The sequence below is a fragment of the Herbaspirillum seropedicae genome, assembly GCF_001040945.1.
GTDB lineage: Bacteria > Pseudomonadota > Gammaproteobacteria > Burkholderiales > Burkholderiaceae_D > Herbaspirillum > Herbaspirillum seropedicae.
The window spans coordinates 2307048-2320979 of sequence record NZ_CP011930.1; the positions used below are offsets into that span (position 1 = coordinate 2307048).

The window sequence follows — 13932 nt, forward strand, 5'->3', positions numbered from 1 at the left end:
GATTAGAGGAAGAAGACCATGCGTATTAGCACCCAGATGATCTATCAGTCGAGCAACAACGACCTGACCAGCATGCAGAGCCAGTTCCTGAAGCTGTCGCAGCAGGTGACTGCACAGCAGCGGGTGCTGCTGCCTTCGGATGACCCGGTGGCTGCCGCCCGCGCCCTGGATATGCAGCAGACTGCGGACCTGAACGAGCAGTACAAGACCAATCGCCAGAACGCCAACAGCGCCTTGTCCAGCGTGCAAGGCAACCTGGAGAGCATGACCAACATGCTGACCAAGTTGAAATCCAACGTGATCACCGCGGGCAATGCCTCGTATTCGAATGCCGAGCGCATCAACATGGCCTCCGAGATCAAGGGCAACCTGGCTGAAGTGCTGGGTTACGCCAATGCCCAGGACGGCCAGGGCAACTACCTTTTCGCCGGGTTCAAGAGCACCACCCAGCCGTTCACCCTCGATGGCACGGGCGGCGTGGTCTACAACGGCGACCAGGGCGCCATGAGCCTGCAGGTCGATTCGACCCGCGTGATGGATATCAGCGCTTCCGGCCAAGCCATCTTCCAGGGCAATGGCCAGGATATCTTCAAGACCATGAACAACTTCATCAACGTCTTGTCGGTACCCGTGACCGAGGCTGCCAACAAGGCTGATGAGACTGCCGCCAACAACTTCGTCTATCCGGCCGGTTCCGGCCTCACGCCGATTGCCGCCTACAAGACCTCGCTGGCGCAGTTGAATGCGTTGAGCCCCACCGATCCGACCTACCAGGCGGTCTTTACGGCCACGGCAGCGCTCAAGCTGCAGTCTGACGCCGCCGACGCCGCACGCACCCCGGTGGTGGGCAGCCAGGCCGCGCTGACCCGTAATCTGGCTTCGTTCAATACCCAGATCGACTCGCTCTTGAGCAATGTCACCACCGCCAAGGCCTCCATCGGTGCGCGTCAGAACGAGCTGGACAATCTGGATGCGGCAGGTGAGGTCAACAAGGAAAACTACACCCAGACCATCAACAACCTGCTGGGCCGCAACCCGTCCGATGTCAACCAGCTCATCAGCGACTACACGCTGACCCAGACCTATCTGTCGGCGGCGCAGAAGGTGTTCGTCACCACCAGCGGTCTGAGCTTGCTGAACTATCTGAAGTAAGTCAGCCCGACCGGTCCTTCAGGATCGTGGCGAACAGTCAAAAAAGGCGAACCCTCGGGTTCGCCTTTTTGCTTGAGGCCTGCTTCGCTCGCCGCACTCACGGCGCACTGATGGCCGCTGGCACGCTGGCGTCTCCGCCTAACGCCTGGTACAGCGTCATCTGGTTCTTCAACTGATTCAGGCGCACCTGGGCCAGCGAGATTTCAGCGGTGCGCCGCTTGTCCTGCTGGTCCAGCCAGAGCTGCAAGGTGGCCGAGCCGGCCCGGTAGCGCACTTCCAGCAAGCGTTCGGCGGCCTGCGCGGCGTCCAGGTTGCGCACCAGCAGCGCTTGCTGGCGGGCGTACTGCTGGCGCGCCGACAGGGCGTTCTCGACCTCGCTGAAGGCGGTGTAGAGACCCTTGCGGAAGTTGAGCACCGCGGTATCGAAGTCGGCCTGGGAGATGCCGACCTTGAACTTCATCTCGCTGTGCTGCAGGAAGGGCAGCGTCAGCGCGCCGCCCAGCGTGGCCACGGGATTCTGTACCAGGCGCAGCAGGGCGTCGCTGCTGGTGCCGAGCGTGCCGGTCAGGCTCAGTTGCGGATAATAATTCAGGCGCGCCTGGTCCACGCCCGCCAGGGCGCTGCGGATGCGCAATTCAAGCGCACGCAGGTCGGGCCGCCGCCCCAGCAGTTCGGCCGGCACGCCAGCGGCCAGCACGGGCAGCGCTTGTTCCGGCAGCCGTGCCGGCAGGGCGATGGCCTTGCCGGGCGGCTGGTCGAACAGGATGGCCAGGGCATTGTCGTTCTCCACCCGTTGCTGCACCAGTTCGGTATAGCTCGACTGCTGGCTGTAGAGATTCTGCTGCGCCGACAGCACTTCCACCGACGACACCGCTCCTGCCTGGTATTGGGTGCGCACCAGTTCCAGGGTCTTTTCTGCATAGGCGATGCTCTGCTCGGCCGTTGCCACGCGCTGGTTCAGGTAGGCCCCGGTCCAGTAGAGATTGGCGGTAGTGCCGATGAGTGTGAGCGCTGTGCTCTGGCGATCCTGCTCGGTGGCCAGGGCTTCCCAGCGACTGAGGTCGGAGGCGGCTGCCAGGCGGCCCCACAGATCCACTTCATAACTGAGTTTGACCGAGCTCTGGCTGGCGCGCGTGCTGATGCGGTCGCCATCGAGCTGCTTGCTGCTGCTCGCTCCCAGGCTGGCGCTGAGCGCTGGCACGAAAGCGTCATCGGCCAGGCCAGCCTGCGCCTGGGCGCGCCTGAGCTTGATGGCCGCCAGGGCCAGGTCATTGTTCTTGCGCAGGGCTTCATCGATGAGTGCGGTCAGCGTGGCGTCGCCAAAGCCTTGCCACCAGCGCTGCACATCCGCTTCGGGCTGGCTGCCGCGCTGCTGCCAGCTGGCGGGCGTCTGCGTGGACACGGGTGTGTAGGCGCTGCGGGTGAGCGGGCTGCAGGCCCCCAGCAGCGTGAGCGCGAGCAGCAGCGAGAGACGGAATGGGACGGGCAGGGACATGGGCAGTGATTTCATTCGCGGGCCAGGGCGTCGACCGGATTCAAGCGCGCCGCGTTGCGCGCCGGCAGGAAGCCAAAGACTACGCCGATCAGGGTTGAGCAGGCGAAGGCGCTGACGATGGACGCCGTGGAGTAGATCATGCGGAAGCTGCTGACGAAATGCGAGAACAGGGCGCCGAAGGACAGCGCCAGCAACACGCCCAGCAGGCCACCAGCCAGGCAGACCAGCACGGCTTCGATCAGGAACTGTTGCATGATGTCGCTCTGGCGCGCTCCCACGGCCATGCGCACACCGATCTCGCGGGTGCGTTCGGTCACCGAGACCAGCATGATGTTCATCACGCCGATGCCGCCCACCACCAGCGAGATCAGGGCGATCATCGACACCAGCAAGGTCAGCGTGGCGGTGGCTTTCTCGACCGTCTGGCGGATGCTGTCGGTGTTGAAGAGGTAGAAATCCTTGGTGCGATGGCGCAACGTCATCAGCTCGACGATGCCTTGCTCGGCCGCGGCGCTGGGCACCTGATCATTCACGCGCACGGTGATGCCGCTGAGGTGGCGCTGGCCGATCACGCGGCTCATGGCGGTGGTGTAGGGGACCCAGACATTGAGGGCATTGTTGTTGCCAAAGCCGTTCTCGCGCTTTTGCGTCACACCGATGATGCGGCAGGGGACGCTGCCCAGGAAGATCACTTCGCCCAGGGCGTTGCCGCCGTCGGGGAAGAGCTTCTTGTAGCTGTTGGCATCGATCACCACTTCCTGGGCGTAGCGGCGGATGCCCTCGGTATCGAAGCTCTTGCCTTGCGCCATCTTCAGGCCGCGCACCCGGAAGTATTGTTCGCCCACGCCGTTGATGGTGGCGGTCACGGAGATGTTGCCGTACCGGGCCGAGGATGACGTGGCCACGCTGGGCGTGACGCTGTCCACGAAGTTCTGCTCGGCCAGCGCCGCAGCGTCGGCGGGCGTGAGGGTGCGGATGGAGGCCGACTTCATGTCGCCGAAATCGGCGCCCGGAAAGATGTCGATGGTATTGGTGCCCATCGCGCTGATGTCGGCCAGGATCTGCTCGCGCGAGCCGCTGCCCAGGGCTACCACCGAGACCACCGAGGCGATCCCGATGATGATGCCCAGCATGGTCAGGAAGCTGCGCAGGCGGTGCGCATTCATGGCCAGGAGCGACATGCGCAGCGCTTCCTTGAAGCGGTCCAGCCAGGCGCGCCAGGGACGGGCCTGGCGGCCTTGCCGGGCAGAGGCGCCGGTATTGTTGCTGGCCGTGGTAGCGAGGGCAGGGACCGTCTCCTCGTTGCGGCGGTCGGCGATGATGACGCCGTCCTTGATCTCGATGATGCGCTGGGCGTGGCTGGCCACCTGCATGTCGTGCGTGACGATGATGATGGTGTGGCCCTCGGCATGCAGTTCCTTGAGGATCTTGATGACTTCCTGCCCGCTGTGGCTGTCCAGCGCACCGGTGGGCTCGTCGGCCAGGATGACGTCGCCGCCGTTCATCAGCGCGCGCGCAATCGAGACGCGCTGCTGCTGCCCACCTGATAATTGCCCGGGCTTGTGATGGCTGCGCTCGGCCAGCCCTAGCCGGGCCAGCAGTTCCCCGGCGCGCTGGCGGCGCTGCAGCGGCTCCAGGCCGGCGTAGACCGAGGGGACTTCGACGTTGGCGGTGGCGTCCAGGTCCGACAGCAGATGATAGCGCTGGAAGATGAAGCCGAAATGCTCGCGCCGCAACTGCGCCAGTTCATCCGCATCGAGCTTGCCGGTCTCGCGGCCAGCGACGAGATAGCTGCCGGCGCTGGGCTTGTCCAGGCAGCCCAGGATGTTCATCAGCGTGGACTTGCCCGAACCGGACGCGCCGACGATGGCCACCAGTTCGCCGGCATGGATGTCCAGGTTGACGTCATTGAGGACGGTGATCTTCTCATCGCCAGCCGGAAAGTCGCGCCGCAGGCCACGCAGCTGTAACAGGGGAGTGCGCATGGCCGGCCTTACATGTGCGGCGGCGGGCCGTCATGCGCGCTGCTGCTGGCGGCGGCGCCGGGCAGGACGGTGCCGGTGACCACGCGTTCACCGGCCTTGACGCCCTCGACGATCTGTACCAGGGCATTGGTGTTGATGCCTATCCTGACTTTGCGCTCATGCGCCTGGCCCTGATCGTCCAGCACGCGCACGGTGTAGCTGCCATCGGCGGCTTTGGCGCCCAGCGCGGTGGAAGGCAGCACCAGCGCATTGCTGGCTTCGGACAGCACGATATTGACCTGCGTGGTCATGGAGATGCGCAGCTTGCCATCGGGATTGGGGACATCCAGCAGGCCGTTGTAGTAGATCGCCGTGGAGCTGGCGCTACTGCTGCTGGTGATGGATGTCGTGCTGCTGGAAGTATCGTCCTGGAGGATGGAGTCCGGCGCCGGCTCGATGGCGCGCAGCGTGGTGCGGTAGCGGTGGTCAGGATCGCCCAGGATGGTGAAGAAGACCGGCTGGCCGGGCTTGACGCGGACCACGTCGGCTTCGGAGATCTGCGCCTTGATGGTCACCGTATCCATGCGCGCCACCTTGATGATGGTGGGGGTGCTCTGGTTGGCGTTCACGGTCTGGCCTTCCTGCGCCACGATGGCCACCACCTGGCCCTCGATGGGCGAGCTGATGCGGGTGTAGCCCAGGTTCAGGCGGGCGGTATCGACCTTGATGGCGCCATCCTTGATCTGCGCCTGCAGGGCGGCAATGTCGGCCTGGGTGGTGTTGAGGGTGGCTTCGGCGCTTTCGAAATTCTCGCGCGAGCTGGCGTCGCCGGCCAGCATCATCTTCTGGCGCGCGTAGGCCAGTTGCGCCTGTTTCAGGCTGGCTTCCTTGGCGCGCAACTGGGCTTGCAGGTTCTGCAGCGAGAACTCCGCGCTGGCCAGGGCATTGGCCTGGGTCAGCGAATCGATCTCGGCCACCAGCTGTCCCTTCTTGACCTGGTCGCCCAGCGCCACCTTGAGCGACTTGATCTGGCCCGATACCTGGGCGCCCACGCTGACCTGCTTGTAGGCCTTGACGGTGCCGCTGGCCAGCACCACGTCCTGGATGTCGGCCACGCGGGCGGTGGCGCTGAGGTAGGTGGGCGGCGCTGGCGGGGTCAGTACACTGCGGATGATCCAGGCCGCGATGAGCAGCACGAGCAGGGCCAGGAAGATGAATTTGGGACGACGTAGCTGGGCAAGTTTCATGCGCAAAAAAGACCTGCAGCGGCCTGGGAAAGATCAGGCGCTAGTGTGAACGGAGAATGACGGCAAGATCGTCAGATCAGGTAAATGTCGCCTCGGTTAGCGGCGGCGCCCTGGCCTCAAGGCTTGGGTAGCGCGTTGACCGGCGGCACGCTGCCCAGCAGGCGCACCATCTCCACGCCATCGGAGAGCAGCTTCTGGACCGGCGTGAGCATATAGGGCAGGGTGATGCCGATCAAGATGAAACCCGCCAACATGGTAATCGAAAAACCGATACCGAACAGGTTCAGCTGCGGCGCGGCGCGCGTGAGCACGCCCAGCGCGAAGTTGGTGATCAACAGGGCAATGAGCAGCGGCAGCGACAATTGCAGGCCCATGCTGAAGATCTTGGCGCCCCACAGCACCAGTTGATGGAAGCCCTCGGTGGTGATGGGCTGGCCGGTGATGGGCAGGGTGTGGAAGCTCTCGGCCATCACCTGCAGCAGGATCAGGTGGCCGTTCAGGTTCAGGAACACCATCGTGGCCAGCAAGGAGAAGACCTGGCTGATGACGGCGGTACGACCCTGGGTCTGGGGATCGAAGAAGGCGGCGAAGGACAGGCCCATGGTGGTGCTGGTGAATTCACCGGCCGCTTCCACGGCGGCAAAGACGATGCGCATGGCAAAGCCCATGGACAGTCCGATGAGCAACTGCTGCAAGAGGATCATGATGCCCGTCATCGAGGTGGGCTCGATGGCTGGCGGGATCGGGACGTCGGGCGCGATCACCGCGCCGATGGCCACGCCCAGCAAGACCTTCACCAGCATCGGGACGCTGGCGCTGCCAAACGGGGGCGCAATGGCCATGAGGCCCAGGATGCGCGTGGTCGGCCAGATGAACATGGCGACCCAGACATAGAGTTGCTGGCTGGAGAAGGTAAGCATGCATCGGAGGCCGCAAGCTGCGCTGCGGCCACGGACCTACTACTGGACCATGGCGGGAATGCCGCTGAACATGGTGTGCATGTAATCCACGATCACCGTCAGAATCCATGGACCGGCCACGATCATGGCCAGGAACACGCCCAGCAGCTTGGGAATGAAGGCCAGGGTCTGTTCGTTGATCTGGGTGGCGGCCTGGAAGATGCTCACCAGCAGGCCAATGAGCAGGGCCGTGAGCAGCATCGGCGCGGCGATCAGGAGGGTGATTTCCATGGCCTGGCGGCCCATGGTCATGACGCTTTCTGGAGTCATCAGGCTCTTCCTTGTCCTAGGCTAGTAAAAACTCTGGGCCAGCGACCCGATGAGCAGCTGCCAGCCGTCCACCAGCACGAACAGCATCAGCTTGAAGGGCAGCGACACCAGCGCTGGCGACATCATCATCATGCCCATGGACATGAGGATACTGGCCACCACCATGTCGATGATGAGGAAGGGCAGGAAGATGGCAAAGCCGATCTGGAACGCCGTCTTCAGTTCGCTGGTGACGAAGGCTGGCACCAGGAGGCGTAGCGGCACGTCTTCCGGGCCCTGCAGGGCGGGACCGCGCGAGAGCTTCACATACAGCGCCAGGTCCGACTCGCGGGTCTGCTTGAGCATGAATTCCTTGAGCGGCTGCGCGCCCTTGTCGAGCGCTTCCATCATCTGGATCTTGTTTTCCGCGAAGGGCTGGTAGGCGTCGGTATAGATGCGGTCGAACACCGGGCTCATGACGAAGAAGGTCAGGAACAGCGACAGCCCCACCAGCACCTGCGTGGGCGGGGTCGACTGGGTGCCCAGCGCCTGGCGCAGCAGCGAGAGCACGATGACGATGCGGGTGAAGCAGGTCATCATCAGCAAGGCCGCCGGCAGGAAGGACAGCGAGGTGAGCAACAGCATCGTCTGGATCGGCAGCGAATAGTTCGTGCCGCCGCCCGGAGCGGGCATGCTGTTGAGTGCGGGAATACCCTGCTGGGCCGAGGCTGCCAAGGGCAGGCACAGCAGCGCCAGCCAGCAGTAACGGTTGCGCAGCAGCGCAGCAGCCTTGCGGGCCGCAGTGGAGACGATGCCTTGCGGCTTAGGAAGTGCTGCCATCTTGACCCGGGCGCTCGCCGTTGCCGGCTGCGCCATTACGTTTATCCATGGTGTGCTTGAGCCAGGTGGCGAAGGCCGGCGCATGGCCGGTAGCGCCCGCCTGTGCGGCGGCAAGCGTCTGGCGCGGCATGGTGGCCAGCGCATTGACCCGGCCAGGCGCGACCCCGACCACGATCCATTGCTCACCCACCTCGATGACCATCACCCGCTCGCGGGTGCCCACGCTCACGCCGCCCACCACCTTGGCCGCGGCGTTGCCGGCCAGGCCCTGGTTGAGGCCGAAGCGCTTGAACAGCCACGCCACCGCCGCCAGCACGGCCAGCACGACGGTCAGGCCGAGCAGCATGGTGAAGACGCTGCCGCCGGAAGACGGCAGGGCCGCGCCAGCGCTCTGCGCCGCCGCAGCCGCCGAATTCGCGGTGGCATGGGCGGCAGCAGCGGGGGTGCTCAGGGTGTTGGCTGCCGTGTTGGCGGCAGCGCCGTTGTCGGCCCAGGCAGCACTGCTGCCGAGCATGGCGCCGCCCAGAAAGAGCAGGGCGGACACAAGGCCCGCCCGGCACTGTTGCAGGCTGCGCGAAAGAGAGGCTGCCACCGGATGATTCATCAACGACCGACCATCCCGTTCAGCGGTTGAGCTTGCGGATGCGTTCGGCCGGCGTGATGATGTCGGTGAGACGGATACCGAACTTGTCGTTGACCACCACCACTTCGCCCTGGGCGATCAGGCAGCCGTTGACCAGCACGTCCATCGGTTCACCGGCCATGCCGTCCAGTTCCACCACCGAGCCCTGCGCCAGTTGCAGCAGGTTCTTGATGGCGATCTTGGTGCGTCCCAGTTCCACGGTCAGCTGGACCGGGATATCGAGGATGAAGTCGATGTCGTTGGGGGTATTGGTCTTGATATCGTCCGCGGAGAGATCCTTGAAGACCGTGGCCATCGCGGGTGCCGCGCTGATGCCTTTCTCGTCTTCCATCTCGCCTTTTTTCTGCGCCTCTTCAGCCTGCGTCTGCTCGGCCATGGCCGCGCCCCACGGATCGTCTTCCGCTGCGCCTGCGCCTGCTACGTTCTCATCAGCCATTACTAATCTCCTTGAAAGCTTTCCGGTGTTTCTTGATGGGTGATGGACAGCAGTTTTTCAACGCGCAAGGCGTATTGGCCATTGGATTGGCCATAGCTGCATTCCATCACCGGCACGCCGTCAACCTGTGCCTCGACGGTCGTATTGGTCTGCAGCGGAATGACGTCGCCCACCTGCATGTGCAGCAGGTCGGTGAAGTTGACCCGGGCGGTGCCGAAATTGACGATCAGTTCGACCTCGGCGGTCTGGATCTGCTGCTTCATCAGGCGGATCCAGCGCTTGTCGACTTCCAGCGCCTCACCCTGCATGCTGCTGGTGAGGCGGTCACGCACCGGCTCGATCATCGAGTAGGGCGTGCAGATATGGATTTCGCCCGACACCGGCCCCAGCTCGACGGTGAAGGTGGTCGAGACCACCACTTCGTTGGGCGTGGCGATGTTGGCGAACTGGGTATTCATTTCCGAGCGGATGAATTCGAATTCGATCGGATAGATCGGTTCCCACGACTTGGCGTAGGTTTCGAAGGTGATCTCCAGCACGCGCATGATGATGCGCTGCTCGGTGGGCGTGAATTCGCGGCCTTCGATGCGGGTGTGGAAGCGGCCATCGCCGCCGAACATGTTGTCCACCAGCATGAAGACGAACTGTGGGTCGAACACCACCAGCCCGATACCGCGGAAGGGCTTGATGTGGACCAGGTTCAGGTTGGTGGGCACCACCAGGTTGCGGATGAACTCGCTGTACTTGGACACCTTCACCGGCCCGACCGAGATCTCGGCGGTACGGTGGATGAAGTTGAACAAGCCGATGCGGAACAGGCGTGCAAAGCGCTCGTTGATGATTTCGAGCGTGGGCATGCGCCCGCGCACGATGCGTTCCTGCGTAGCCAGGTTGTAGGTACGTACCGTACCAGGAGCTTCTTCGACGACTTTTTCTTCGTCTTCATCTCCCGTCACGCCCTTCAAAAGGGCATCGACTTCTTCCTGTGATAGAAAATGCTCGGCCATGGTCGACGATCTCTGACTTCGATGCGGTGTTACTGCTGTTGGATCACGAACGAGGTGTAGAACACGTCGGTGATCTGCGGTCCCTTGCCCTTGCCCGAGAACGGTTCGCCCAGTTGGTCGATGATCTCGTCGGTCAGGCGGCGCTTGCCTTCGCTGGTGAGCAGTTCCGAGGCCTTCTTGCTGGAGAGCACCATGAGCAGGCGGCTGCGCACCTGCGGCATGTACAGCTTGAGCGCTTCGGCAGTCTGGCCGTCCGGCACCTGCAGGGTCATCGCCACTTGCAGGTATTGGTCACCGCTTTCCTGCTGCAAGTTCACCACGAAGGGCTCGATCACCACGAAGGTCGGGGCCTTGGCCTCGGCCTTTTCTTCGGCATGATCCTCACCCTTCTTGCCCTTGCCGCCCATCATGAAGAAGGCTGCCGCACCACCGATGACCAGCACCAGCACTGCGCCGACGATGATGAAGAGCATCTTCTTGCTCGATTTTGCCGGTGCTGCATCTGCTTCAGCTCCCTTGGCCGGGGCTTTTCCTTTTGTTGCCATCTACTATTCCTTTCAGTTCGTCAGCGCGTGGTATGCGGATATCTGCTTAACGGCAAAGTTTTCTTATTGTTGAGTCCTGCGCGGACGATATTGCATTGCGTGGCCTTGCATCAGGGCGTCGATCTTCCCCTGCGCTCAGGCGAAGGTATCGACCAGGCCCAGGCCGCTGGTGGTCGTTGCGGTGGCCGCGCCGGTGATGGCGATCTCGCCGTCCTGTTCCTGGCCGGCACCGCCGGCGCCAGAAGAGCTACGCGCCTGCTGCTGGCCGCCGTTGGCGCCTTGCTGCTGGTTGGGCATGCCGGTGTTGACGGTGGCCTGGCCCAGCTGGATGCCGGCCTGGTCCATCATTTCACGCAGCTTGGGCATGGCCGCTTCCAGGGCTTGCTTGACTTCCGGTTGGGCGGTGATGAAGGTGGCGTCGGCCTGCTGGTTGTGCACGTTCAGCACCACCTGCATCGGTCCCAGGTCGGGCGGGTTCAGCGTCAACGAAGCGCTCTGGATGCCGCCAGTGGCCATCCAGGTGATCTTGTTGCCCACGGCCTGGTCCCAGCCGGCGCTGCCCACATTGGGCTGGATCTTGTCGGTGTAGGTGGTGCCGAAGACGGCCTGCGTCTGGTTGGCCGCCAGCGCCTGCTGCATGGCGGGCATGACCACCGGGGTCGGCGTGGCCTGGGGCAGCTCCTGCTTGGCCGTCGCGACGGTCTCGGTGGTGGCTTTGCCATACTGGGCGCGGTTGGCCAGGGTGCTGGCGTCTTCCTTGGACAGCGCCTGGGCTTTTTCGCTGCCCAGATCGACGGCCGGCTTCTCGCCCTTGGCGGCATGGGCGTCGGTGGGATTGGCTTCGGCTGCATTGGCCTTGCGCGCCAGGTCGGCGGCAGCACCGTCCTGCTTGCCCTTGTTGGCGGCCAGGCTGCTCTGCAGGCCGGCCAGGTCGATCTTGCCATCCTTGCCGTCGCCTGCCAGGGCTTGCTGCTCATCGGCCAGCGACAGGCTGGCGCCGCCGCGCTTGGCCTGGGCCAGCAGGTCGGCGTCGGTATGTTCGCTCTTGCCGTCCGTCACCGGTTTGACGGCGTTCTGGGCAATATTGGCCACCAGGGCCAGCAGTTCTGCCGAGGCCTGGGTGGCGGTGTCGTCGCTATCCTTGTCCTCGTCTTTGGCGCTGTCCTGTTTCTGCTCGCTGCCATTGGCCGCGCTGGCCTTGGCGCTGCTGGCGCTCTGGGTCGGCTGGCTGGGCGCGGCGGGCTGCTGCTCCTGGGCGGCCTGGGGCTTGTCCTGGGACGGGTTCTGCTGGTTGCGGGTGCTGACCTGGCTGTTGAGGACCTGGTTGAAAGGCACATCGGCGCTGAAGCTGTCGGCCGGATTGGCGGAGCGCGCGCCGGTAGCGGCTTGCGAGCCGGTGATCACATTCAACAGCGGCAGGGAAGTGTTCATGATGGTGGCCTGTCGGTAACTTGCGGGTACGTGCTGTCTGGTCGGGCGTCAACGCTTGTAGAACGTGATGCGCGATGCGTGTTCATCCATGGACTTCTGGTCGCGCTTGTTCTGCTTCTGCATTTCCTTGTCCCGCGCGCGCGTGGCCAGCGTGTCATAGGACATGCGCTTGCGCTCGCACGCTTGCCAGGCCGCACGCGCTTCTGCGACGCGCTGCTGGCTGCTTCTGACCACATCTTCCTGGCCGGCAATGGCGTTGTCGATCTTTTCGATGAACAACTGGAAATTGCGGTAGCTCAGGGCGGTGAGGCCATTGCTCAGGGTTTCCTGGAAACGCGCGGCGTAATCGTCGCGGTACTGCTGCAGGATGCCCAGCTTCTGCTGTGCTTCCTCACTCACGCGCACGGCCCGACCGAGACGCTTGGTTGCTTCGTCGGTCTCTTTGGTCGCCAATTCGATCAGCGTGTCGAGTGCGGAGGGAGTCGCCATGATTGCACTGATTATATTTTTGGCCGCTTGCGCTCAATCACCCGAATAGAGCGGTAAGTTGCCTCAAGCTCTCTGATACATCGGCTTGCTCATGGATGCCCTGTTGCAAAAAAGCTTCCATTCTTGGCAATAAGGCAATGGCCTCGTCCAGGATGGGGTCGCTGCCGGCAGCGTAGGCGCCCACGCTGATGAGGTCGCGGTTACGCTGGAAGCGTGAGTACAACTGCTTCAGATGGCGCGAGCTGCGCTGATGTTCGGCGTCGGTGATGCTGTGCATGGCGCGGCTGATGGACTGCTCGATGTCGATGGCCGGATAGTGGCCGGCCTCGGCAAGCTGGCGGTTGAGCACGATATGGCCGTCCAGGATGGCGCGGGCGGCGTCAGCAATGGGGTCCTGCTGGTCATCGCCCTCGGTGAGCACGGTGTAGAAGGCGGTGATGGAGCCGCCGCCTTCGTCGCCATTGCCGGCGCGTTCCACCAGCGCTGGCAGCTTGGCGAACACCGAAGGCGGGTAGCCCTTGGTGGCAGGCGGCTCACCGATGGCCAGGGCGATCTCGCGCTGCGCCATGGCGTAGCGGGTCAGTGAATCCATGATGAGCAGCACGTCCTTGCCCTGATCGCGGAAATACTCGGCAATGGAGGTGCAATAGGCCGCTCCCTGCAGGCGCATCAGCGGCGGGGTATCGGCCGGGGCGGCCACGACCACGGAGCGGGCCAGGCCCTCGGCGCCGAGGATCTGTTCGATGAATTCCTTGACTTCGCGGCCGCGCTCGCCGATCAGGCCGACCACGATCACGTCGGCGCTGGTGTAGCGCGCCATCATCCCCAGCAGCACGCTCTTGCCCACGCCGGACCCGGCAAACAGGCCCATGCGTTGGCCGCGGCCAACGGTGAGCATGGAATTGATGGCGCGAATGCCGGTATCGAGGATGTCGCGGATGGGTGCGCGGCCCAGCGGGTTGGCCGCGCGCACGGCCAGGGGCGCAGAGCGTTCGGTATGCAGCGGCCCGAGGTTGTCCAGCGGGCGGCCAGCGCCGTCGAGCACGCGACCCAGCAATTCCTCGCCCACGGGCAGGCGGCGGCTGTGCTCATCGGCGCGGCGCGGGGTGAAGCTGATGGGGCCGGTGCGCGGCGGCGGGCGGACCGGTTCGACCGGATAGACCCGGGTGCCGGGAACGATGCCTTCGACATCGCTTTGCGGCATCAGGAAGAGGCGATCATCCTGGAAACCGACCACTTCTGCCTCGATCATGGTGCCATTGGGCAGGGGGACGTTGCAGGGGCTGCCTACCGGCAGCTTCAGGCCGACCGCTTCCATCACCAGGCCCGCCACGCGGGTGATGCGGCCAGCGGTCATGGTGGGCTCGGCCATGGCGACCAGGCTGCGACAGTTGTGCAGGTAGGCTTGCCACAGGCTGCTATGGGATGGCATCGGGGAGTTCATGCGGGTCTCCCGTTCAGGTCGGTATCACTTG

The 13932-nt window shown here is 64.0% G+C and carries 14 protein-coding genes; 1 reads left to right on the plus strand and 13 read right to left on the minus strand.

The genetic code is table 11. The features are described 5' to 3' along the window. Window positions 1–18 precede the first annotated feature (18 nt). The gene (gene flgL, locus ACP92_RS10195; protein WP_013234029.1) at window positions 19–1152 is read left to right on the plus strand and encodes a flagellar hook-associated protein FlgL; all 1134 of its coding nucleotides are present in this window, start codon (window positions 19–21) and stop codon (window positions 1150–1152) included. A gap of 97 nt (window positions 1153–1249) precedes the next feature. On the opposite strand, the gene ACP92_RS10200 is transcribed toward flgL, so the two are convergent. The 13 genes from ACP92_RS10200 to fliI form a co-directional block, all read right to left on the minus strand. Continuing rightward, a complete protein-coding gene (locus ACP92_RS10200) occupies window positions 1250–2662 on the minus strand; it encodes an efflux transporter outer membrane subunit (RefSeq protein WP_048348535.1) in 1413 nt (470 codons plus the stop codon). Beyond that, a complete protein-coding gene (locus ACP92_RS10205) occupies window positions 2659–4632 on the minus strand; it encodes a MacB family efflux pump subunit (protein WP_013234031.1) in 1974 nt (657 codons plus the stop codon). Before ACP92_RS10205 ends, ACP92_RS10200 begins: the two co-directional genes overlap by 4 nt. 8 nt (window positions 4633–4640) lie before the next feature. Continuing rightward, window positions 4641–5858: an efflux RND transporter periplasmic adaptor subunit gene (locus ACP92_RS10210; RefSeq protein ID WP_041310583.1), complete on the minus strand. Its 1218-nt coding sequence runs from the start codon at window positions 5856–5858 to the stop codon at window positions 4641–4643. A gap of 116 nt (window positions 5859–5974) precedes the next feature. Then, window positions 5975–6778: a flagellar biosynthetic protein FliR gene (gene fliR, locus ACP92_RS10215; protein WP_013234033.1), complete on the minus strand. Its 804-nt coding sequence runs from the start codon at window positions 6776–6778 to the stop codon at window positions 5975–5977. A 39-nt stretch (window positions 6779–6817) separates the two neighbouring features. After that, the gene (fliQ, locus tag ACP92_RS10220; protein ID WP_013234034.1) at window positions 6818–7087 is read right to left on the minus strand and encodes a flagellar biosynthesis protein FliQ; all 270 of its coding nucleotides are present in this window, start codon (window positions 7085–7087) and stop codon (window positions 6818–6820) included. A gap of 21 nt (window positions 7088–7108) precedes the next feature. Next, window positions 7109–7906 (minus strand): flagellar type III secretion system pore protein FliP, encoded by a 798-nt coding sequence (fliP, locus tag ACP92_RS10225; protein ID WP_231944479.1) that lies wholly within the window; start codon window positions 7904–7906, stop codon window positions 7109–7111. Then, the gene (gene fliO, locus ACP92_RS10230) at window positions 7890–8450 is read right to left on the minus strand and encodes a flagellar biosynthetic protein FliO (RefSeq protein WP_232284929.1); all 561 of its coding nucleotides are present in this window, start codon (window positions 8448–8450) and stop codon (window positions 7890–7892) included. Before fliO ends, fliP begins: the two co-directional genes overlap by 17 nt. 79 nt (window positions 8451–8529) lie before the next feature. Continuing rightward, window positions 8530–8985: a flagellar motor switch protein FliN gene (gene fliN / locus ACP92_RS10235; RefSeq protein ID WP_013234037.1), complete on the minus strand. Its 456-nt coding sequence runs from the start codon at window positions 8983–8985 to the stop codon at window positions 8530–8532. Window positions 8986–8987: 2 nt separating this feature from the next. Next, on the minus strand, window positions 8988–9992 hold the full coding sequence (fliM, locus tag ACP92_RS10240) for a flagellar motor switch protein FliM (RefSeq protein WP_013234038.1): 1005 nt from the start codon (window positions 9990–9992) through the stop codon (window positions 8988–8990). Between the two features lie 29 nt (window positions 9993–10021). Then, complete coding sequence (fliL, locus tag ACP92_RS10245) at window positions 10022–10537, minus strand: flagellar basal body-associated protein FliL (RefSeq protein WP_013234039.1); 516 nt, start codon at window positions 10535–10537, stop codon at window positions 10022–10024. 135 nt (window positions 10538–10672) lie between these two features. Next, window positions 10673–11968 carry a flagellar hook-length control protein FliK gene (locus ACP92_RS10250; RefSeq protein WP_013234040.1) on the minus strand — a complete coding sequence of 432 codons (1296 nt, stop codon included), beginning with the start codon at window positions 11966–11968 and terminating at the stop codon, window positions 10673–10675. Between the two features lie 48 nt (window positions 11969–12016). Continuing rightward, window positions 12017–12457: a flagellar export protein FliJ gene (gene fliJ / locus ACP92_RS10255; protein ID WP_013234041.1), complete on the minus strand. Its 441-nt coding sequence runs from the start codon at window positions 12455–12457 to the stop codon at window positions 12017–12019. A gap of 37 nt (window positions 12458–12494) precedes the next feature. Then, the gene (gene fliI / locus ACP92_RS10260) at window positions 12495–13901 is read right to left on the minus strand and encodes a flagellar protein export ATPase FliI (protein WP_013234042.1); all 1407 of its coding nucleotides are present in this window, start codon (window positions 13899–13901) and stop codon (window positions 12495–12497) included. Window positions 13902–13932 lie beyond the last annotated feature (31 nt).